Annotated in this window: 13 protein-coding genes; 9 read left to right on the forward strand and 4 right to left on the reverse strand. The window is 34.1% G+C overall.

The features are described from left to right. The first annotated feature begins 1 nt into the window (after position 1). The 4 genes from PFY10_16500 to PFY10_16515 all read left to right on the forward strand — a co-directional run bounded on the left by PFY10_16500 (position 2) and on the right by PFY10_16515 (position 7625). Complete coding sequence (locus PFY10_16500; protein ID WBV55823.1) at positions 2-2191, forward strand: prolyl oligopeptidase family serine peptidase; 2190 nt, start codon at positions 2-4, stop codon at positions 2189-2191. After that, complete coding sequence (locus PFY10_16505) at positions 2192-4375, forward strand: lantibiotic dehydratase family protein (GenBank protein ID WBV55824.1); 2184 nt, start codon at positions 2192-2194, stop codon at positions 4373-4375. Continuing rightward, positions 4376-5221, forward strand: a complete 846-nt coding sequence (locus tag PFY10_16510) for a thiopeptide-type bacteriocin biosynthesis protein (GenBank protein ID WBV55825.1) — start codon at positions 4376-4378, stop codon at positions 5219-5221. It abuts the gene before it with no gap. A 172-nt stretch (positions 5222-5393) separates the two neighbouring features. Next, positions 5394-7625 carry a CocE/NonD family hydrolase gene (locus PFY10_16515; GenBank protein WBV55826.1) on the forward strand — a complete coding sequence of 744 codons (2232 nt, stop codon included), beginning with the start codon at positions 5394-5396 and terminating at the stop codon, positions 7623-7625. A 321-nt stretch (positions 7626-7946) separates the two neighbouring features. Here PFY10_16515 and PFY10_16520 read toward each other — a convergent pair whose 3' ends face one another. Genes PFY10_16520 through PFY10_16535 form a run of 4 tightly spaced genes read right to left on the reverse strand, consistent with a single transcriptional unit; the run spans position 7947 to position 11672 of the window. After that, on the reverse strand, positions 7947-9005 hold the full coding sequence (locus PFY10_16520) for a DUF3810 domain-containing protein (GenBank protein ID WBV55827.1): 1059 nt from the start codon (positions 9003-9005) through the stop codon (positions 7947-7949). After that, positions 8995-10440: an MFS transporter gene (locus PFY10_16525; GenBank protein WBV55828.1), complete on the reverse strand. Its 1446-nt coding sequence runs from the start codon at positions 10438-10440 to the stop codon at positions 8995-8997. The genes PFY10_16520 and PFY10_16525 overlap by 11 nt, the downstream gene beginning before the upstream one ends. A gap of 41 nt (positions 10441-10481) precedes the next feature. Then, positions 10482-11210: a lysophospholipid acyltransferase family protein gene (locus PFY10_16530; protein ID WBV55829.1), complete on the reverse strand. Its 729-nt coding sequence runs from the start codon at positions 11208-11210 to the stop codon at positions 10482-10484. 3 nt (positions 11211-11213) lie between these two features. Continuing rightward, the gene (locus PFY10_16535; GenBank protein WBV55830.1) at positions 11214-11672 is read right to left on the reverse strand and encodes a GtrA family protein; all 459 of its coding nucleotides are present in this window, start codon (positions 11670-11672) and stop codon (positions 11214-11216) included. A gap of 229 nt (positions 11673-11901) precedes the next feature. Here PFY10_16535 and PFY10_16540 point away from each other — a divergent pair, with 229 nt between their 5' ends. The 5 genes from PFY10_16540 (at position 11902) to sprA (ending at position 23253) form a co-directional block, all read left to right on the forward strand. Next, entirely contained in the window at positions 11902-12165 is a 264-nt protein-coding gene (locus PFY10_16540) for a hypothetical protein (protein WBV55831.1), read from the forward strand. Between the two features lie 85 nt (positions 12166-12250). After that, positions 12251-13102 (forward strand): ATPase, encoded by an 852-nt coding sequence (locus PFY10_16545; GenBank protein ID WBV55832.1) that lies wholly within the window; start codon positions 12251-12253, stop codon positions 13100-13102. Positions 13103-13115: 13 nt separating this feature from the next. Then, complete coding sequence (locus PFY10_16550) at positions 13116-15404, forward strand: NADP-dependent malic enzyme (GenBank protein WBV55833.1); 2289 nt, start codon at positions 13116-13118, stop codon at positions 15402-15404. Between the two features lie 175 nt (positions 15405-15579). Next, positions 15580-16164, forward strand: a complete 585-nt coding sequence (ruvA, locus tag PFY10_16555) for a Holliday junction branch migration protein RuvA (GenBank protein ID WBV55834.1) — start codon at positions 15580-15582, stop codon at positions 16162-16164. A 57-nt stretch (positions 16165-16221) separates the two neighbouring features. After that, the gene (sprA, locus tag PFY10_16560) at positions 16222-23253 is read left to right on the forward strand and encodes a cell surface protein SprA (protein ID WBV55835.1); all 7032 of its coding nucleotides are present in this window, start codon (positions 16222-16224) and stop codon (positions 23251-23253) included. The last annotated feature ends 74 nt before the right edge of the window (positions 23254-23327 follow it).

The raw sequence follows: 23327 nt of genomic DNA on the forward strand, positions 1-23327 counted from the left end.
AATGAAATTTAGAATATTTATAATTATAACATTTGTAAGTAATTTTTTATATTCGCAAGCCTCTTTAGCCCCATCAATTCCTGTGACCGACAGTTATTATGGGGCTACGGTTATTGATGAATATCGCAATCTGGAAAATTTAAATGATGATAGAACCAAGCAATGGATAAATGCACAAAATATTTATACAGACTCGGTTTTAAATAAGGTTCCTAACAAAAACTATTATCTGGATAAAAGACTTGAACTTGAAAAAAGACAAGGTTATTTCATTTCAGATCTGAAAATTATAAGTAATAATAAGTATTTCTATTTAAAAAGAAATGGTGATGAAAAATATGCTAAGCTTTATTATAAAGATGGATTTGACGGTAAAGAAGAAATGCTATATGATCCTTCAAATTTTATTTCTTCAACAAAAAGCGAGGAAGAGCATGAATTCATTATTAATCTTATAAGCCCAAGCTGGGATGGTAGCAGAGTAGCAATTTCATTATCAGAAAAAGGTAAAGAAATATCTGAAATAATAATACTGGAAGTAAAGGACAGAAGTATTCACCCGGAAATTATTACTCATGCAAATCCGTCTTCTATTGCAGGTGTTAAATGGTTAGACGATAATTCTGGTTTTTTTTATGTGTATTATCCTGTAGTTGATCCAAAATCTCAGCTATTTGCTAAAAACACGCAACTCGTACTATATAAAGTAGGAGAAAATCCCAATTTAAGAAAAGATGTATTTTCAAGGAAAAATAATCCTGAACTAAATATAGCAACAGAAAAATACCCGGGTATTTTAGCATTTAACTCTGATGATCAATATTACATTGGAATGCTAGTGGATGCTGAAGATTACAGGGATACTTTTATTATAAATAAAGACGATTTTTTTAAAAACAGAAAAAGTTGGAAAGCTTTATATAAAAAGGAGGATAAAGTATTTTATGTTCGTTTAGTGGGAGATGAAATTTATTTCCTTTCTGGATATAATTCTCCTAATTTTAAATTATGTAAAACGAATGTACAAAATCCAGATTTTAAAAACCCTGAAGTTTTAGTCGCTGAATTTAAGGATGAAGTTCTTAAAAGTTATGTTATTACGAAGGATGGAATTTATTATACTACAACAAAGAATGGTGTTGAAGCTAAATTGTATCTATATAAGAGAGGAAAACAAAAGTTTATAGAACTTCCTTATGTAAGTGGAAGTATAAATTTGCAATCAAAGGGAAATAATTTTTCTGAATTGTGGGTTAGTTGTTCAGGTTGGGCAAATGATGAACAAAGGTACAGATACGACCTTAAGAACAATTTATTTACACTGGAAAATTTGGTTCCTATAACTTATTATCCTGAATTTAAAGATATAATTGTAGAAGAAATTACCGTAAAATCTCACGATAATCAAGATATTCCATTATCTCTTATTTATAATAAAAAATTAAAGAAAGACGGAAAATCTCCGATGTTAATTTATGGATATGGAGCTTATGGCGAATCAATTCGGCCTTTTTTTGCAAGAAGTTATTTGCTTTGGGCGAACCAAGGTGGTATAATGGCTATAGCACACGTTAGAGGAGGTGGAGAAAAAGGAGAGAAATGGCATTTAGATGGGCGAAAAATCAATAAGCCCAACTCTTGGAAGGATTTAATATCATGTACAGAATATATGATTAATCAAAAATATACATCCCCTGATAAAATAGCAGTTTGGGGACAAAGTGCTGGAGGTATCCTTGTTGGAAGAGCAATTACCGAAAGACCGGATTTATTTAAAACTGCAATTATTGAAGTTGGTACACTCAATACTTTAAGAAGCAAATTAAATGGAGTTGGAGGCACTGATGCCGATGAGTTTGGAAATATAGACGATCCAGAAGGTTTTAAAAGTTTATTGAAAATGGATGCATACCATCATATTAAGAAGAATATCAAGTACCCGTCAACCTTATTAATTACTGGTATGAATGATACAAGAGTGGCACCATGGCAATCAATAAAATTTGCAGCAAAATTAAATGCAAATAAGAAATCGAATAATCCAGTATTGTTAAAAGTGAATCAAAATTCTGGTCACGGAATAGAAGACCCGGTTTATAAAATTCATGAAAGAAATTCGTTAATTTATGCTTTCGCTTTTTGGCAGCTAGGTCATCCAGACTATCAACCAGTAGAAGAGATAAAAAAATAAATGCCACAATTTCCCTATTCATTTTTTGACCAATATGTGGTCCGCACACCTCACTATTCAAATAAAGAATTTCTAGAAAATTCAAGTAAGAGGTTTTTTAGTGATGAAGAATTGATAGAAATCTGTAAACGGCCTTCTTTTCAGGAATCTATTTACCTGGCATCTCCAAATCTTTATGAAGAAATTAATCAATGGCTCGATTCAGGGAAAAAGCTTGCGCCTAAAAAACAAGATAAACTGAAAAGTACTGTAATAAAATATTATGGTCGTATGAGTACACGATGTACGCCATTCGGTTTGTTTTCAGGTATAGGGTTGGGTGAATTTAAACATACTGTTAAAAAGCATGATGGAGGAACGAAAATTCGTCAAACTAATTTAGATATGTATTTCTTGGTTGCATTAGCTGATTATTTAGTTAACGTGCCAGAAATTAAAAGTAAGCTTTTATTCTTTCCTAACAACAGTATTCATATAATTGGAAATAAAATTCGCTTTATTGAATACGAGTTTCGTAATGGAAAAAGAGATTATATAATATCATCGGCCCCACTTTCTGACGAACTTAAGAAAGTATTATATTACGTAAAGGAAGGACGAACAATTATTGAAATTGCAGAAATACTAATTGAAGAGGATATAACCATAACAGAGGCTATCGGTTTTGTTGAAGAACTTATTGAAAACCAGGTTTTAATAAGTGAAATAGATCCTAATGTTTCCGGGAATGATTTTTTAGATGAACTAATTTCTGTACTTGATAAAATTGGGGCAAAAGTTGAAATTGGGGTTTTGACATCTATTAAAGATAAGTTGAGTGGCTTAGATGATTGTTTTGGAAATCACATTGGCGTTTATAGTGAGATTGAAAACCTGATCAAAAGTTTTGGAATAGAATACGAAAACAAATATCTTTTTCAGACTGATATGTATTTTTCAGATCAATTTGCATTGCCGGTCTTTTGGAAAAAAGAACTTAAAGAAACAATCAGTTTTCTAAATAAGATCTCTTTGAAAAATAATGATACTAATTTTGATAGGTTTAAAAAAGCATTTTATAATAGATTTGAAAGTGAGGAGATTCCATTATTATATGCTCTGGATACAGAAATTGGTATAGGGTATTTGCAAAATGCCAGTGCCAAAGGAGTGCATCCTTATTTAGATGATCTGGTAATTCCTGAAGAAAAAAGGAAGTCAGAGTTGAATGCCAAGTTCAACCCTGTTCAGGTTATTTTAAACAAAAAAGTTCAGGAAAGCATCCTAACAAATAGTTATGCGATTAAGCTTTCCGACCAAGATTTCGAGGGCTTTGATGAAAATTGGGGAGATTTACCAGACACTATCTCCTTCATGGCTGAAATAATAGTTGCTGAAGATCAGGAAAAATTATACATATCCAGTAGTGGAGGTGCGAGTGCAGCTAACTTGCTGGGCAGGTTTTGTTCAGAAAAATCGGATATAAAAAATTTAACGAAAGCAATTGCTGAAAAAGAATCAGAATTAAATAAGAATGTTATTCATGCAGAGATTATTCATTTGCCAGAAGCAAGGATAGGAAATGTGATTAGAAGACCATCTTTACGAGAATATGAAATTCCTTATCTGGCACAATCCACTTTACCTATAGAGAATCAGATTTTTATTGATGATTTATATATTTCTTTTAAGAATAATAGGATTGTCTTGCGTTCTAAAAAATTAAATAAAGAAGTTATGCCTTATCTGAGCAATGCACATAATTATTCTGCTCATTCTTTACCTGTTTATCATTTTTTATCCGATCTTAATGCCCAGGATCGTAGAGTTGGTATATATTTCAATTGGGGGGATTTAAAAAAAATCTATTATTTCCTTCCAAGAGTAGAGTACAAGAATAGCATTCTCTCTAAGGCCCAATGGCGTATTACGGATGAGCATATAATTGACGTGAGCCAGTTAATTAGTGATGAAGAATTGTTTTTACAGAGCTTAAAAGAGTGGAGAGAAATTCGAAAAATTCCTAACTGGATACGGTGGGTTAAGTCAGACAATACTTTGACTTTAAACCTGGATAATTACGAAATGGCCAAGCTTTTTGTACAAACAATAAAAAGCAAAAAATCAATATTCATTGAGGAGTTTTTATATGATGCTGATGATTTTAGTCATCAGTTTATATTTCCTCTTTATAGGAATCAATAGATGGAAACTGAAACTATAAGAAAATTTACTCCTGGTAATGAATGGATATACTTTAAAATCTATACCGGAATAAAAACAGCAGATTATATTTTAGATGAAGCAATCAAGCCTTTAGCTGATTATCTTCTACAAAGCAATATCATTTCAAAATGGTTTTTTATCAGATATCATGATCCTCAATCACATATACGGGTTAGATTTAAATTAAATAGTGCTGGAGGCTATGATGAAATTTTAAAAAAAATAAACAAAAGTCTAGAGGATTATACGGTGAGTGGAGAAATCTCTAATATTCTCATTGATACTTATAGTAGGGAGATTGAAAGGTACGGTGAACATACTATTGAAGACGCAGAAACCTTATTCTCTTTCAATAGTAGTTTAGTTTTGGATTGTTTATATATGGATGATGAAGAGAAAATTTTATTAAGTCTTTTTCATATTGATAAAACATTGGATATGCTTCATCTTTCTGTTGAGGAAAAACTTAGTTGGCTTAAAGACTATAATTATGCATTTAAGAAAGAATTTAATTCTGATAAAAGCCTCAATAGCCAGCTGGATAAAAAATACAGAGAAATTAAGCCTAGATTAATTGACTACTTTCTTTCAGATAATTATAGAACAATAAGAAATAGGATTGTTTATAGTATTACTAACAGTAGCCAAGTATTTGACAATATTAATCAATCCGTAGAGTTTAAGGGGCAAAGTTTTTTTCAAAGTATATTCCATATGAACATTAATAGACTTTTTGCTTCCGATCAAAGAATATTTGAAATGATTATATATGATTATTTACACAGATATTATAAAAGTATTCTTTTTACAAATAGACCAAATTAGTAATCTTTGTTGATTACGGTCGAATGTTAGTTAAAGCGTTTTGAAAGCCAGGTGTTTAGATTGATCTTTTGAAAGATTAATCTTCGGGTTATGAATTATTCTTATTTTTGTGATAAGAGGCTTTACTAATTTATTTCTATCAAAGATCACAAATATTATAAATATTATTAAAATGAAAATAAAACTGGTAATTATCGTATTGTTCTTTATCAATACCATGTCAGCACAAAAAATATACTTTTCAGCAAAGGCTGCAAATGATTCCTTAATTCTCGAAAAAAATATTTCAGATTTTGCTGCCAAGTCAGTTGGGAAATATGAAAAATCTAAAGGATTAGATTCTTTGGAAAAGCAACTGAAATTGGAAATTTTAGCAGGTCGTTTTAAAAACGCCGTTACAACTATTGGGAAATACAGAAATGTTTTTGCAAACAGTAAATATGCCTGTACCAGATTTGTTAACTATGAAATATATGCTTTAGCTAAAGATATTGAAAAAAATGAAAGAGCGGTTTTTCCAAAAGCACTGGAAAAAGCTTTTAATATTAAATATGCTGAGCTTCCTGAAAAATATTCATTCCGGGTGGCTGAAATCTTTAGTGAAGATATTCCATTACAGAGAACAAAATTGAAAAAAGGCTTGATGGCACTGAAGAATGATAGTATTGCGAATGCGGCAGCATTGGGGCTTGCTATGAGTTACCTGGATCTAAAGGTTTCTTCTCAAATTCAATCTAAAGTGACAGACCTTTTAATTTTAAAAGATAAAGAAAGATATACGATTGAGTCATTTAATTTAAAAACAAGCGGTGGGGGCAATGTTGAAATAACAATTATGCGTAGGAAAGGGAATGAAAAACCTTTGCCGGTTATTCTTACCAATAATATCTATGCCGGAAAATATGATTATGCTGTTGGAAAAAGAGCTGTAGCATACGATTATGTCGGAGTGGTTGTAAATACGCGTGGGAAGAGAAATAGTCCGGATGAAATAGAGCCTTTCGAGCATGAATCGCATGATCTTTATGATGTAGTCGACTGGATCAGTAAACAGCCGTGGTGTAACGGAAAAGTTGGGATGATTGGTGGTAGTTACTTAGGCTTCAGTCAGTGGGGAGCCGTGAAAAAACTACATCCAGCGCTAAAAACAATTGTACCTCAGGTTTCCGTAGGAATTGGAATTGATTATCCGATGACTAATAATGTATTTATGAGCTATATGCTGCAATGGATAGCATATGTCACTAACAACAAATTAACAGATGAATCTGATTTCCGGAATTTTGCAAAATGGGATTCTATTAATACAGCTTGGTATAAAAGCGGAAAGTCCTTTAGAGCTCTTAATTCTGTAAAAGGTATAAGAGATAAAATTTTTCAAAGATGGCTGGACCATCCAAGCTACGATAAATTTTGGAAAGATATGGTCCCTTACAAAGAAGATTTTTCAAAAATTAATATTCCTGTTCTTACCACAACGGGGTTTTATGATGACGATCAGCTTGGAGCGATGTACTATTTCCGGGAACATCTTAAATATAATAAAAATGCCAATCACTATGTTGTAATGGGGCCTTACGATCATGGAGGAGCTCAAAGTTATGGTGTAAATATATTAAGAGGATATAAAGTAGATCCTGTGGCTAGAATCAATATAAGCGATCTCGCTTTCTCTTGGTTTGATTATATTCTGAAAGACGGGATGAAACCTGAACTTTTAAAAGACAAGATAAATATTCAAATAATGGACACTAATGAGTGGCTCCATGTACCTGCCTTAGAAAAATCGCATAATAGTAAACTAAAGCTTTATTTCACAAAAAAAGAAAATGAACAATTGGTTTTGACTAAAGATAAACCTGGTGTATTGAATTCAACAAAACAAACAGTTGATTTTAAAAATAGAGACGATAAAGATGTATATTTTAAAGTAGGAAAAAGTGATAGTATAAAGATAAATAATTCTCTTGTTTATCAGACAGAGGTATTGGATAAAGATCTTATTATTAGTGGTGCATTTAATGCACAGATAAAAGCGGCTCTGAATAAAAAAGATATGGATATTACAATATCCTTAATCCAGATAAAGCCAGATAATAAAATATTCTTTTTATCCGACTTTCTTGGAAGGGCCAGCTACGCTGAAAACAGAGAAAAAAGACGTCTTCTTGAGCCTGGAAAAATTGAAACCATTCCGGTCGTAAATTCGATGTTTGTTAGTAAAAAAATACCTAAAGGAAGTAAATTGGTTGTAATTTTAGGAGTAAACAAGAATTCAGCATATCAGGTCAATTATGGTACTGGAAAGGATGTAAGTGAAGAAACAATTGATGATGCTACAGAACCATTGAATATTGAATGGTATAATGATAGTTATATAGAAATTCCAACTATCGAAAAGTAGAGTTATTTATATAAAAGTGATAAATTTTAAATTTTGTTTTATTGCTTTATTTAGTGAATTTTTTAATTATAATTCAATAATCTACATTTTTTTTTATTTAAAAGTAAAATTTGCTACAGGAAACATATATTTGGTGTAAACTCAAATAAACTTAAAAAATCATAAAGTTTTCATAAAGTTTTACAAATAAATAAAAATGTTTTTGTTTTTATAAATATTGTTGTACTTTTACATCGCCTTGAATGAGGGAACAAGTCAAGGTAATAAATTTTTTTTCATCATTTGTGTTTTTAGAATCGTATCGCCTGATACGATTCTTTTTTATTGTTCATAATTCAACAGTAAATCAATGAAATAGGAATAGGTTACGGAGCCTTCCTGTTGATTGCTTTGTAAAAATAAATTATTCGTAAAACCAAAGAAGTCATCAAGCCATCCCTGATGTTTTAAAATAAAGCTCTTTTCATATAAGCGATCCCTTTTCATCCCAGAAGAATAATTTTTTATTACTGCTTTTGCAAACGCAGGGTCTTCCTCTGCAATAAACCTTAAAAGACTTTTTAATGTAAAATATTCAGTGCTGTATCGCAAATCTGAATTTTTAGAGTTAATACCAACCAGATATCCGATGAAGTTGGCTTCTTGCTCTCTTGCGAATCCTAATTGATGGGAAGTTTCATGGGCTAGAGTAAATGGAATAAACGAAGAGGGAAGCTTGGAATTGTATTGTGCTTCTGCAGTAAATGGATTATAGTACCCTAGGATGCCTGTGAAATTCATTATATCCTTGAATAAACTCGGTTTGATTGAATTTACTGCCGTTACTTTTTTATCTGAAATGTACTGGGGAAGCATTAATTGCTGCGAAAGAATTTCTTTTTGAATGATTTTTGAATTACGGATCACAAAGATTCCGTTTTTATCCTCGGACACAAGTTGTCGGGTAGATTTACATTTTTCAAGATATATCAAAGCCAGCCTTCTGGCTTTTTCTATATTGGGTCTTTCCTGATTTCTTAATTTTTTAATAATCGGGGTCTGAAAATATAGCATTCCCCATGAAACCTGATAAGAAAAATAAAAGAGATTAATCAGTACTAAAAATTTTAGTAAGGAACTATTTCTCTTTTTCCTGTTGAAAAGCTGGAAAATAAGGTATAGACAGACAATGCCCAGTAGGACGTATAAAACATCTCCAAATGAGAAAGGGATCCATGAGAATATAATCTGATGAAATACCTTTTGTAGTTCAAAAAACTTTTCAAAAACAGAAATGAATAATTGTGATTTTGAAAACGCAAAAAACAAAAAGAATTGGGCAAGTAATATACCTGCCCAAAATCTTTTTTTCTTATATGTATGTATATTTTTAGTGTCCACTACCTTTTGAAATTTTGTCAAGATCAATTCCCTGAGATCTTAAGATTCCACTTACACGGATTGCATAGAATGCCAGATAAGCAAAGCAGATTACACCTACAATATAACTGAAATGAATAGAGGTGAGGTCGGCTACATAACCTTGAATAATACTTACTATTCCCCCTCCCATAATCATCATGATCAGGTATCCGGAACCTTGGTTTGTATGCTTACCAAGACCATTGATAGCCAAAGCGAAAATACAAGGCCAGAGTGTTGAACAGAATAATCCTACGCTTGTGAAGGCATATACTGAAACCATTCCTGTAGTAAACATTCCTATTAATAAAGCGGTAATTCCTGCGCAGGAAAATATAAGAAGCATCCTGGCTGGATTTCCCTTACTCAGAATGTCACAGATGATCATTGCTATGATAATAAACGCATAAACATAAAAATGATTGAGATCGTGTTTTGCGATTGCATTTACTAGTAAAAATACACCAAAAGCTAAATAAGGAGCTAGAAATCGTAAAATCTTTTTAAATCCGGCACTCAGATCAAAAGCTTCAACAGCACCGGTCCAACGACCAATCATTAGAGAAGCCCAATATAAAGATATGTAAGGAGCAACATCTTTTGTTGCAAAACCTAAATGTTTCTCCATATAAGCAGGTAAGTTACTCGCTGTAGAAACTTCTACACCCACGTAAACAAAAATAGCGATCATTCCAAGTACCAGCTGTGGATATTGAAAAGCTGATTTTCTATGTTCTCCCGGAACAGCGTCATCTGTGTCTTCTAAATTGGTTGGAGTAACTGCTGGAAGAGAGGAGAATTTAAGCATGATTGCAACTAAAACAAAGGCCACTCCTAATATTAAATAAGGCGTTTTTACACTTTCTATGCTCGCTTCTGTATTGGCAGCAGCGGCAGATCCGAAAATAGCAAAAGAAACAATCAGTGGTCCAATTGTAGTTCCCAGGTTATTGATTCCTCCTGCCATTGTTAACCTTTGTGATCCGGTTTCAGTAGGTCCTACCTCAATTGCCAATGGGTTGGCTACGATTTGTTGTAAAGAAAAACCTAATCCAACAATAAACAAACCTGATATCATCAGTGGGAACGATCCCAAATTGGCTGCTGGATAAAATAATAGGGTTCCAGCGGCAGAAATAAGAAGCCCGGCAATTAATCCATTTTTGTATCCGATTCTGTTAACCAGGTCTTGCTTAATACCTTTAGAAATAACCATATAAATTAAAGAACCGACAGTATAGGCGACATAAAAACAGATCTGCACCAGCATACTTTCGGTTTGACTTAAGTTAAAAGCTTTTTGGAAGACTGGGATCAAAATATCATTACTTGCTGCAACAAATCCCCAGAAAAAAAATACAGTGACTAATGGGATAAACTGTCCCCAATTAGTTTGTTTAGAATAATTCGACATGTTTGTTAAAGATTTCTTAATAACAAATATAATTATTTCTTTTAAATAGAGCGTTCTAGCAAGGTTTTTTTTATTTCGTTAAAAGCTTGCGTTTTCATATCCTTTTGAGATGCCGAAGGCTCCATAATATCATTGAAATAAACCTTTACTTTACCGGGGTGGCCTTTAGAATTATCGAAGGGAAACATTTCTTTCAAGCCAATAAAAGTAAAGACTGCTATCGGAGACTGATGTTTTGTAGATAAGGTAAAAGGTCCGTCTTTGAATTCGTCCAGAAGAATAGACGTGTCGTCAGGCACACCGCCTTCCGGAAAAATAACAATACTATTTCCCTCTTCCATTTTTTCAGCACATCTTCTATAAACATCTGCACGGCTTCTGGCACTACTTCGGTCTACCATAACGCAGATCCTTTTATAGATGGTGCCGAAAATAGGAATTTTCACTAACTCCTTTTTTCCTACATAACAAAGAGGGTGATGTGGAAATAGAATGCATGGAAGCATAATATCCATTATAGAGGTATGGTTGGAAATAACTACATATTGTTTTTTTCTGTCAATCTTTTTATCCGTAAGATTAATCAGCTCATAGCGAAGCCCCATACCATAAAACATTCCGTAACACCAAAAGCGGATAAACTGATAGGCATATCTGTAGTGTTTTTTGCTAAAGGATAAAATATAAACAGGTATTCCAAAAATGATCGTTAAAAAAAAGGCTAATATCAGAAGCCAGAATCTCCACAAATAATTTAAAATCTTTACCACAAACTAACCATTAAAAATTACTTTCTTCTTGACAGAATAATTAAGAATTGAAACCAATAAAATCGCAGCGATCTTACTCAGAATTTCTGGACTCAAGGTATAAAAAATTAAATTGATATTATCTTTAAATACAAAGCTGTAAAATATTTGAAAGAAACTAAGGCTGAGTAGTGTTGAAATAAAAGAGATAATCATAAAATAGGCAAATTCTTTTCTTTTTGAATGTTTTCCTCTTTCAAAAACAAACCAGATGCTTAAAAAATAATTGCTGATAATTCCGCAGCAGGTAGAAAAAATATTACTCAATGGATAATGGATTCCATGAAAATTTGTTTCCGAATGCAAAAATTGAGGAAGATATGTGCTGAAGATCTTAAAACTTCCTATCTCCATAACAGCACTGAGTCCTCCTGCTATTATGAAGAACAATATTTGTTTCTGACGTAGTATTAATTCTCTCATCGAATTTATCTGATGTGCAAATTTATAACTATATGTTAAACAGTAAAAAAAGATGTTAAATATTTTTTTTAAATCAAAAATAGTTCTAAATTTAATTTCAGAAGTAAATAAAAAGTACCTGATAATAAATTCATTTTCAGCCAGTTGTGTTGATGGTTTTTTCTATCTTGTAATGCCCGATTGAAAGCATTCTCCACAAATTTATAACCCAATTTATAACAATATTTGTATGAAAAGTCAAAACAAATACAGAAAATTCCAGCTCCAACAGAAAAATATTGAAGCTCTTGAGAAGGAGAATTCCCGTTTCAGGAGAGTATATTCTGAATATGAAAATATGTCTGATGAGCTTTGGAGTCTTGAAAACTCCAAGGGTGAACAGGTGCCAGATGATTTTATCAATGCGATGATGTTACAGGCTTCTTATCTGGAAGATGAAATTCAGGACTGGCTGATACAGTTCAATGAAAAAAAAGATGATATAAAACATTAGTTATACCAGTCACGTTGTGGCTTCTTTGTGAAGCTATTTAGAGATAAAATTCATAATTTAGCATCCTTAAACTAAAATGTAATATATGGTTGCTATTGTTGATGGCGGTTCTACCAAATGTGATTGGGTAATTTTAGATGACTTTAAAAAGGTCTTTATGAAGACGGAGACTATTGGTTTTAATCCCAATAATATTGCCGCAGAACTTATTGTACCCGAAATTGAAAAAAACATCAACCTTAGTGCTGTTAAAAACTCGATAACAAAGGTTTTTTTCTATGGTTCAGGATGTGGTATCCCTGAAAACTGTGCGACTATCGAAAGAGAATTGGGTAAATTTTTTACTAAAGCTGATGTTTTAGCAAAAGAAGACCTGATGGCTGCTGCGTATGCCGCTTATACTGGAAAGCCTGCTATTGTTTGCATTCTGGGAACGGGATCCAATTCTTGTTACTTTGACGGAGAAAATCTAAAAATAAAGCTTCCGTCTCTGGGATTTCTTATTGGAGATGAAGGTAGCGGAAGTGCTATTGGGAAACAATTGGTACGTCGCTTTTTCATGCAGAAACTTCCTCAGGACCTACATATAGAATTTGAGGAAATCTATCAGTTAACAATTGAGGAGGCATTAAAAAATATGTACCATACCTCAAGGCCAAATGCTTATTTGGCTAATTTCAATAAATTCGTTGTAGAACGGAAGGATCACCCATACTTTCAAAAAATGGTTTTCGAGGAGATGAGAAATTTCTTTGAATACCAGGTTCTTCCTTATGAAGAATCCAAGGATGCCGAAATTAACTTTATCGGATCTATTGCTTATTATTATGAAGATATTCTTCGCTCTGCAGCTGCAGAACTTAATTTAAACATTGGTAATATTGTACAAAAACCGATTGAAAGTTTAGTAAATTACCATATTAAATATATACTATAAAAAAATACACTCTATGTCAAATAAAATCCATCGCGACGAAAAGAACTTTAATCAAGCCGCATTAGATTACCACAAAGCTGAACCCAAAGGGAAGATCGAGGTGATCCCTTCCAAACCCCACTCTTCTCAAAGAGATTTGTCTTTGGCATATTCTCCTGGAGTGGCTGTTCCTTGTATGGAGATTCACGAAAAGCCGGAGACTGTTTATGATTATACCGGAAAAGGTAATCTTGTAGCTGTAATTTCTAATGGTACAGCTGTTTTAGGATTAGGTGACATTGGACCGGAAGCATCGAAGCCTGTAATGGAAGGAAAAGGGCTGTTATTTAAAATTTTTGCTGATATAAATGTTTTTGATATTGAGATCAATGAGAAAGATCCTGATAAATTTATTCAGATTGTAAAAGGGATTGCTCCAACTTTTGGAGGAATTAACCTTGAAGATATAAAAGCTCCTGAAGCATTCTATATTGAACAGAGATTAAAGGAAGAATTGGATATTCCGTTGATGCATGATGACCAACATGGGACGGCTATTATCTCTGCTGCTGCACTGATTAATTCTTTACAGATTGCCAATAAGAATATTGAGGACGTAAAAATGGTGGTAAATGGTGCCGGTGCTGCGGCTATTGCCTGCACCAAACTGTATATTTCATTAGGCCTCAGGAAAGAAAATGTTTTAATGTGCGACAGTAAGGGAGTTATCAATCATAAGAGAGAAAACCTGACTCCTGAAAAACTAGATTTTATCGCTCAGACGGATATTGAGAGTTTGGAAGATGCTGTAAAAGGATCTGATGTCTTTGTCGGGTTATCTAAAGGAAATGTAATGACCCCGGAAATGCTCAACAGTATGAATGAAAATCCTATTGTTTTTGCATTGGCAAATCCTGATCCGGAGATTGCTTATGACATTGCTATTGAAACACGTAAGGATGTAATTATGGCAACCGGTAGAAGTGATTTTCCTAATCAGGTTAATAACGTACTTGGTTTTCCTTACATCTTCCGTGGTGCACTTGATGTACAGGCGAAAGGAATTAATGAAGAAATGAAGCTTGCAGCTGTTCATGCAATTGCAGATTTGGCAAAAGAACCAGTTCCTGAAGCTGTTATTTTGGCTTATAATCTTCAAAACCTTCAGTTCGGTAGAGAGTATTTTATTCCAAAACCATTTGATAACAGGTTAATTACCAGGGTTTCCAGTGCTGTGGCAAAAGCAGCTATCGAAAGTGGAGTTGCTGGTAGAGTTATTTCTGATTTTGAAGAGTATGAACATCAGCTTCTTGATAGAATGGGAAGAGATGAAAAATTGGTAAGGATGATGCAAAGCCGTGCGAAATCCAATCCAAAAAGGGTGACCTTAGGAAATGCAGAAGAATACAACGTATTGAAGGCGGCTCAGATTCTTTATGAAGAAGGAATTGCTTATCCAAGTTTGTTGGGCGAAAAGAAATACATCAAGGAGCAAATGGAACGTTACGGAATTAATCTGGATGTACCGATTATTGATCCGAATGATGACGATCAGGAAGAAAACAGGAAAAAATATAGAGAAACGCTTTGGAAACTTCGTCAAAGAAAAGGAATGAATGAATACAAGGCTAAAAGGTTTGTGCGTCAAAGGGATTACTTTGGTCCTTTAATGTTGAAGCATGGCGATACAGATGCGCTGATTGTAGGTTTTTCTAAAAATTATGCATCCGTTTTACGTCCTGTTTTAGAGATTATTGAAAAAGAAAAAGGAGTAGATAAAGTGGCAGCAATGATGATGATCCTTTCTGAAAAGAAACCGATTTTCTTTGCTGATACATCTATTAATAATAATCCTACTTCGGAAGATCTTGTAAATATTGCAAGAATGGCGGAGATTACTATTAAATCTTTTGCTATTGAACCAAGAATTGCAATGCTTGGATTCGAGAATTTTGCAGCGATCTCTGAAACTTCTAAAAAAGTTGCAAAAGCAGTAAGTATTTTACATGAAAAGTATCCTAAAATGATTGTAGATGGTGAAATTCAACCTGATTTTGCTATGAATGCGGATCACCTTAGTGATTATCCATTTTCAAAATTAGGAGAAACTCCGGCAAATACATTTATATTTCCTAATCTCGAAAGTGCTAATTTATCATACAAAATTATCAGGGGGATGAAAGTTGCTCAGGTGATTGGACCTATTCTTATGGGATTAAAACAACCTGTGCATGTTTTACAAATGCGTTCAAGTGTAGATGAAATTGTAAATCTTGCAACAGTGGCAGTTCTTGATGCCCAGAGAAGAGAAGCTAAAAAATAATTTCTTAAAAAAAATCTTCGATTTAAATATTTAAAAACTCCAAATTTTGGAGTTTTTTGTTTTTCAACCAAATGGTTGAGTATCACCTCAAAAATTAAGTTAAAAATCATTCGTGCGTGAAATGAAAACATTAATTAGTTTAAATTACTATATTTGGGAGTTTTAAAAATTAATAATGATATTTTCTTTACAAGGCATTGTTCAAGAACTTACGCCAACTTATGCTGTAATCAACGTTAATGGAGTTGGTTATTATACAGGTATTAGTTTAATGACCTCGCAAACTCTTACTCTTAATAAAGAGACTTTTTTATTCATCCAGCAAATCATTCGTGAAGATGCTCATTTGTTGTTTGGCTTTAACAGTCGTTTAGAAAAAGAGATGTTTAATTTGTTAATAAGTGTTAATGGTGTAGGAGCGGTTTCAGCACTTATTTTACTATCTACTTTAAGCCTTGATGAGATTGCCACAGCTATACTTTCGAGAAACAGTGCCCTCATTCAAAAAGCCAAGGGTATTGGCGCTAAAACAGCAGAAAGAATCATTGTGGATTTGAAAGATAAAGTCCAAAAATTCAATGGTCTTGAGGAAAATATTTCTACACAGGTGAATAATAAAATCAAGGAAGAATCGTTATCTGCATTAGAAGTTTTAGGAATTCCTAAACGCATGAGCGAAAAAATCGCCGACCGCATGATGAAACAAAATCCAAGCATTTCGGTAGAAGAATTGGTAAAACAAATTTTAAAAAACCTTTAACATTTGGTGGCAAATAATAAGTATCTCAATATATTTTTGTTCCTGTCGTTCTTATGTATGTCAGTAACTACCTTTGCACAGGTAAGACGTGACACTGCAATTATAAAGAAGGACTATGAACTGGCTGATCCTACTCAATTTGAAGCCTTTTACGATATAAAAACCGGAATGTATTATGTATATCCGAAAATAGGAAATACAGTAACCGGACCGCCGACTGCAATGTCACCTCAGGAATACAAGGAATTCATGATGGCAAGCCAGACCAAGGCTTATTACAAAGATAAATCGGATAAATATAATCTACTCTTCAGAAAAGATAAAAGCGATGCACAGAGAAGAGGATTAATTCCGGCATTAACTATCCGAAATAAACTTTTTGAAACAATTTTCGGAAGCAATAAAATAGAAATTATCCCTACAGGATTTGCTTCCTTTGACTTTGCAGGATTGTATCAAAAGATTGATAACCCTTTAATCTTACCACAAAACAGAACCAGTTTTACCTTTGATATCAATCAGAGAATTCAGCTCGGTTTACTGGGTAAAGTAGGAGAAAATTTGCAGCTGAAGGCTAACTATGATACTCAAAGTGGTTTTGCATTTGAAAACAGGATGAATTTAGTCTGGCAGTCTAAAGGAAGCTGGAAAGACCTGCAGACTAAAGGGCTTGGAGATGTGAATTCACCCGGAGCAGGTTCAGAAGACAGGATCATTAAAAGGGTGGAATTTGGTAATGTAAATATGCCGCTTTCTACCAGTTTAATCAGGGGTTCCCAATCGTTATTCGGGGTGAAGACTGAGTTTCAATTAGGGAAAACTTTTGGAACAGTAGTCTTATCTCAACAGCAGGGAGAAGCAAGAAATATAGTTGTACAGGGTGGAGGTGCTGTAAACACCTTTAAAATAGACGCAATTGATTATGAAGATAATCAGCACTTCTTTTTAAGTCATTATTTCCTGGATAATTATGATAATGCCTTGGCTAATTATCCGCAGATCAACTCCAGAGTTAATATTACAAGGCTTGAAGTATATGTTTTAGATCAGGGCAACAGTAATCTGGCGGCTCAAAAGAGCATTGTTGGTATCAGGGACCTGGGAGATATGGGTGGATCACTACCAGACAACCCTAATAATAATCTTTACCAGACAGTTTCCACCACAATGGGACCTATACCACGTGATGCAGGTGTAAACTATGCAGACCTGATACAGGGACAATCACTGCCTGTTGCAACCGGAGGTACAGAGACTTATAATAATAATGTTCATTATATTTTTAATAAAAAAGCGAGAAGGCTAAATGCCAGTGAATATACATTACAGCCACAGCTAGGATATATCTCGCTAAATCAAAAATTGAATGATAATCAGATTTTAGCGGTATCTTATTCATATACGGATGGAACAAATAAAGTATATAAAGTTGGGGAATTTTCTGAAGAAAGTCCTGTACTGATTACAAAAGTCCTGAGATCAACGAAAATTGATGTTTCGTCTCCGATGTGGCCTCTGATGATGAAGAATATTTATGCTTTAGACGCAGGACAGATAAGCCAGGATGGATTTATATTGAATGTTCTTTATAGAGATGCCCAGACAGGAGGTAAGGTTAATTATCTTCCTAACACAAGTGTTAAAGACACTAATTTATTGAAACTCTTAAACTGGGACCGTTTGAATATGAACGGCGATATACAAAATAATAGTGGTGGAGGAACAGGTGACGGCCTTTTTGATTTTGTCAATGGAATAACCATAAGACCAGAAACAGGAAAGATCATCTTTACGAAAACACAGCCGTTCGGAAGCTATATGAGCAATGTACTTGGAAGTAGTGATCCTACCTATGTGCAAACAGATATTTATAACCAGCAAAAACAATTTGCAACCTATGTTCCTAAACGATACACTTTAGAAGGACGTTACAAAGGAACTGCAGGACAGGGAATTTCTTTGGGAGCGGTCAATGTGCCACAAGGTTCCGTAAAAGTTTCTGCGAATGGAGTACAGTTAACGGAAGGGATTGATTATACCGTAGATTATATGCTGGGAACAGTTACAATTATCAATGAGAATGTAAAACAATCTGGTCAGGCAATTAACATCTCACTGGAAAACCAGTTAACTTTCAATACGCAGAGAAAAAGATTTTTAGGATTAAATTTAGAAAGAAGATTTAATGAGAATTTTATCTTAGGAGCAACTGTTGTCAATTATTCTGAGTCTCCGCTCACTCAAAAGGTAAATTATGGACAAGAGGCAGTAAATAACACTATGGCCGGCATCAATTTGATGTACAACAATCAGGTTCCATTCCTGACAAGATTGACCAATAAAATTCCGATGGTAAAGACTGAAGCTCCATCTAATTTAAACTTTAAAATGGAAGGTGCTTATTTGCTTCCTGGATTGAATAAGGGGACAAATGATCAGTCTTATATTGATGATTTTGAGCAGACAACATCCAAAATATCATTAAAAGAACCAGCTGCGTGGAGTTTAGCCTCAAAACCCGAAAAATCAGGAGGAGTATTTCAGGGAGCAGGGGCAGGTAATGACATTACTAATGGATATGGAAGAGGACTCTTATCCTGGTATACAATTGATCCGAGATTTTGGGGAATTGGAGGAAGGGCTCCCGCAGGAATTACACCTCAGTCCGTATCTAATCATGCTTCTAGACGAGTACAATACTCAGAGATCTACAATAACAGGGATTTTGTAGCTGGTGAACAGACCTTTTTAAATACTATGGATATCTCTTATTATCCAGCAGAAAAAGGGCCTTATAATGTAAACCCTAATAATGAATCTACACAACAGAGATGGGCAGGTATGATGAGACCCATTACGGTTTCCAATTTTACGAACTCAAATATTGAGTATGTAGAATTCTGGATGATGGATCCGTACGCAGATGGAAACACTTTAGGAAACGATTTAAATAATCCACCAAAGATTTTATTGCAATTAGGTAATGTGTCTGAAGATATTTTAAAGGATGGGTATATGCAATATGAAAATGGATTACCGACACCATCCACACCTTCTGTAACAACAAGCTCAAACTGGGGAATTCAGCCAAAGCAACCACCTATCCTTTATGCCTTTTCAAGTGAAGGACAAGAGAGAACAGCGCAGGATGCCGGATATGATGGTTTGACTTCGGATCAGGAAGCCATGAGGTTCGGAAACACATTCACCAATCCAGTGACAAACCTTGCTGACCCTGCAGTAGATGATTTTGTGTTTTATCTATCAGCAAAATTTACAGGAACGCAGGCTTCATCTTTGGTTCAGAGATACAAATATTTCAGAGGACCAGAAGGAAACTCACAAAGCAATTCACTCGAGGTAGCATCTCAGACTCCTGATGCTGAAGATATTAATAAAGATTATAACCTGGATCAAAGTGAAAACTATAACGAATACCAGATTAAACTGGACCAGCAAAGTTTAGTTTTAGGACAAAATAATATTGTTGATATGAAAACTGTTCAGGCACAGTTTCAAAATGGGCAGACCGCTCCGGTGAAATGGTACTTATTCAGGATTCCTGTTTCTTCATATGTAATGGATGCTGGGGATCATGATCCGGGAGTTTTAAATAATGTACGATTTGCAAGAATGTTATTGACCGGATTTGATAAGACTTCCACACTGAGATTTGGAACCTTTGATTTAGTAAGATCAGACTGGAGAAAATATCCTAAAAATACTGCAGTGTCAATAGCTGATGGCGATACGAATCCAATAACAGAAGAAGGAACAGTGAATGTCCCTGATCCGCAAAATTTAGAAATTGGAAGTGTAAATATTGAGGAAAATGCTTTAAATCAACCTCCTTATGTTTTGCCTCCAGGAATAGATAGGCAAATTCTTAGTGGTAATGCGGGAGTACAAAGGCAAAATGAAAGTTCTTTATATTTAAGGGCAAATCAGCTACCAAAAAGTGAATCAAGGGGAGTATTTAAAAATACAACCTTGGACATGAGAAGATATAAGAAATTAAAACTTTTTGTGCATGCCGAAGATCCTTTAAGAAGAGAAGAGGGCATGGATCCTAAAACTAAATTTTTTATTCGTTTTGGAAGTGATGCAGCAGATAATTATTATGAGTACGAAGCTTCCTTGAAAATAACACCTAAAACAGCAACTACGCCAATGGAAATTTGGCCAATGGAGAATGAAGTTAATTTAGAAATTCAAAACTTTGTAGATGCTAAAATAAGGAGGGATAAGAGTTCTCCAAATAATATTTCAAAAAGAATTAGGGATGCGGTTTTTGGTGAGGCGGACAATTTAAAGAATATTTATATTAAGGGACGACCAAGCTTAGGTAATATTACAACTATAGTTATCGGAATTAGAAATGGGATTGATAGAGATGCGCCTGGAGGACCTATTGATAGAATATTATGGGTAAATGAAATCCGACTTTCTGAAATAGATAATCAGGGAGGATATGCAGGAAATGCAAGTTTAAATTTTAACCTTGGAGATTTTGCGGTTGTTAATACAAGTGCATCTTATACATCTGTCGGATTTGGGAATATAGATTCTAAACCGGCAGAAAGAAATCAGTCTACTCAATCAGCATTCAGTATTAATACGGCGGTAAACCTAGATAAGTTCCTACCTGAAAAAACCGGGGTTAAAATTCCGGTTAATTATTCCTACTCACAAACCATCGAAGATCCAAAGTACAACCCTTTAGATACAGACGTTGAGTTTAAAAAGGCGCCAAATAGAGAGCAATTGAAAAAAGTGGCAAGAACGTATACCCAACAGAGAAGTTTAGGAGTTGTCAATATGCATAAAGAACGTGTAAATCCTAATAAGAAGCCTAAATTCTATGATGTAGAAAACCTATCCGTTACGGCTGTTTATAATGATGATTTCTTCAGGGATATTTATACAAAGAAAAACTACAGGCAGTATCTCCGAGGGTATATAGATTATAATTATACTTTTAAACCTTGGGTTATTAAGCCGTTCAATAAAATGATCAGTGATACGGCTAAGTCTACTAAATACCTGAGATGGATCAAAGAGTTTAATTTAAATCCTATACCTACAAGATTCTCTTTCAGAACGGAAATTGACAGGAATTATAATGAACTTGAATTCAGAAGTGTAGATGCTATAATCAATGGTAACTTCAATGATGAGTCTCAGGCGATAAGAAACAGGAACTTTTATTTTGGATGGCAATATGGTTTAGGGTTTAATTTTACCAAGTCCTTAAAACTGGAAATCAACTCTGCAACAAGAACATTGAACGATAATGTAGATGTAAACACAATGGATAATTCTTCCATTTTTGGAAATGTATTCAGATCGGGAAGACCCGTCTTGTATAACCACAGGGTACAATTGAATTATAAACTTCCGTTCCAATATTTACCATATCTGGATTTTATTGACGCAGAGTTAGGCTATGGATTTACTTATAACTGGAATGCCAGATCTACAGCTCTATTATATGATTCACAAGGAAGTTTAGGATCTATAGGTCAGAATACTAATGTCATTCAAGCAACTGCAACTGCAGATTTTCCAAAGTTCTTTAGCCAGTTTAAATATTTCAAAAATATCACGACCAAACTTTCAAAACGTAAACAGGAAATTGATTCTTTGAATAATGTTTATACACAGCAATGGGAAAAGAAAAGATATAAGTTTAAAAACTATAAATTTAAAAATCGACTGACTGTTTTACAAAGTGCCGCATTTTTACTTACGTCTTTCAAACAGTTAGATGTGAATTATTCAGAAAATAACGGAACTGTGCTACCCGGTTTACTTTCCGCGCCAAACTGGTATGGATATGGACAGACATTAGGTGGACCTACTATTGGCTTTTTATTGGGTTCACAGGCTGACATAAGAAGAACAGTTATTGAAAATGGCTGGGTGAGTACAAGAGACTTAATGACAGACCCATATGTACGAATGTCAACAAGGGAATTGCGGGCTAATTTACAGGTTGTACCAATGAATGATTTGAGAATTGATGTAAGTGTATTGCATAATTACAATAGAAATTTTTCGCAATCTGGCTTCAATTATGTGGATCCATCAACGGGCAGAGCTAATCCTAATTTTACTTTCGCTAATGATCTAATTACTTATTCAAACTCTGTAGTACTTTTGAAAACTTCTTTCAAAGATGGTGCAGCGGTATATCAATCGATCAGACAGAATGCCAGAGCCATTTCTCAGCAAATAGGGGATATCTCTACGATAGGAAACGATGGATTTACTAAAGGATATGGTATTGCAAACGCGTATGTTTTAATTCCCGCATTCAGAGCAGCTGTTGAAGGAAAATCACCTAAAGGAATTGGCGACGCCAAAAAAGCGGGCTTGCCTATACCAAACTGGAAAGTTACTTATTCTGGTTTAAGAAATGTACCAATCATCAATGGGCAATTCTCTAAGTTTGATATTTTACATAGTTATAATGCTACCTATACTGCGACAGGAATACAGTCAAGTATTGATTATTTCAATGCAATTTCAACAGGTGGTAGTCTATTAGATGTCAATAATAACTATATTAATCCATTTACTTTCTCTCAGGTAGGATATGTTGAGTCGTTCTCTCCACTGATCGGGGTTGACGTAACGATGAGGAACAACATGCAGTTCGGTATCCAATATAATAGGAATAGAATGCTATTATTAGGATTGGTAAACCAAACCCTTACGGAAGATGCCAATACAGAATATGTCGTTCGATTGGGGTATATTATTCGTAATTTCCGATTGGGAGTAAATGATACCAGAAAGAGAGGTAAAGGAAAGGGAAGTGATCTTAATATCAGGGGAGACTTCTCATTAAGAGATAGCAGAACCAGTATTACCAATATCCTATTGGATGATTCTCAGATTACTGGAGGACAGAGATTAATGAATATAAAGCTTTCAGCGGACTATAATGTTTCTGAGAACTTAAATTTAAGAGTCTTCTATGAACAAATGACTTCTAAATATAAAATCTCTACAGCGTTCCCGTTATCTACAGTTAGAGCTGGCTTGTCTGCGACATTTACATTTGGGGACCCCGGAGGCTTTTAAATAGAATAACAAATAAATTACGTTAAAATCATCCCTTTACTAAAGGGATGATTTTTTTATTAAATAGGTGATGC

Origin of the sequence: Chryseobacterium daecheongense (assembly GCA_027920525.1) — a bacterium.
Taxonomy (GTDB): Bacteria; Bacteroidota; Bacteroidia; order Flavobacteriales; family Weeksellaceae; genus Chryseobacterium; species Chryseobacterium proteolyticum.

Excerpts from the sequence above, each read along its gene's own strand:
- PFY10_16500 (WBV55823.1), top strand. The coding sequence starts at position 2 with ATGAAATTTAGAATATTTATAATTATAACATTTGTAAGTAATTTTTTA.
- PFY10_16505 (WBV55824.1), top strand. The coding sequence starts at position 2,192 with ATGCCACAATTTCCCTATTCATTTTTTGACCAATATGTGGTCCGCACA.
- PFY10_16510 (WBV55825.1), top strand. The coding sequence starts at position 4,376 with ATGGAAACTGAAACTATAAGAAAATTTACTCCTGGTAATGAATGGATA.
- PFY10_16515 (WBV55826.1), top strand. The coding sequence starts at position 5,394 with ATGAAAATAAAACTGGTAATTATCGTATTGTTCTTTATCAATACCATG.
- PFY10_16525 (WBV55828.1), bottom strand. The coding sequence starts at position 10,440 with ATGTCGAATTATTCTAAACAAACTAATTGGGGACAGTTTATCCCATTA.
- PFY10_16535 (WBV55830.1), bottom strand. The coding sequence starts at position 11,672 with ATGAGAGAATTAATACTACGTCAGAAACAAATATTGTTCTTCATAATA.
- PFY10_16540 (WBV55831.1), top strand. The coding sequence starts at position 11,902 with ATGAAAAGTCAAAACAAATACAGAAAATTCCAGCTCCAACAGAAAAAT.
- PFY10_16545 (WBV55832.1), top strand. The coding sequence starts at position 12,251 with ATGGTTGCTATTGTTGATGGCGGTTCTACCAAATGTGATTGGGTAATT.
- PFY10_16550 (WBV55833.1), top strand. The coding sequence starts at position 13,116 with ATGTCAAATAAAATCCATCGCGACGAAAAGAACTTTAATCAAGCCGCA.
- ruvA (WBV55834.1), top strand. The coding sequence starts at position 15,580 with ATGATATTTTCTTTACAAGGCATTGTTCAAGAACTTACGCCAACTTAT.
- sprA (WBV55835.1), top strand. The coding sequence starts at position 16,222 with ATGTCAGTAACTACCTTTGCACAGGTAAGACGTGACACTGCAATTATA.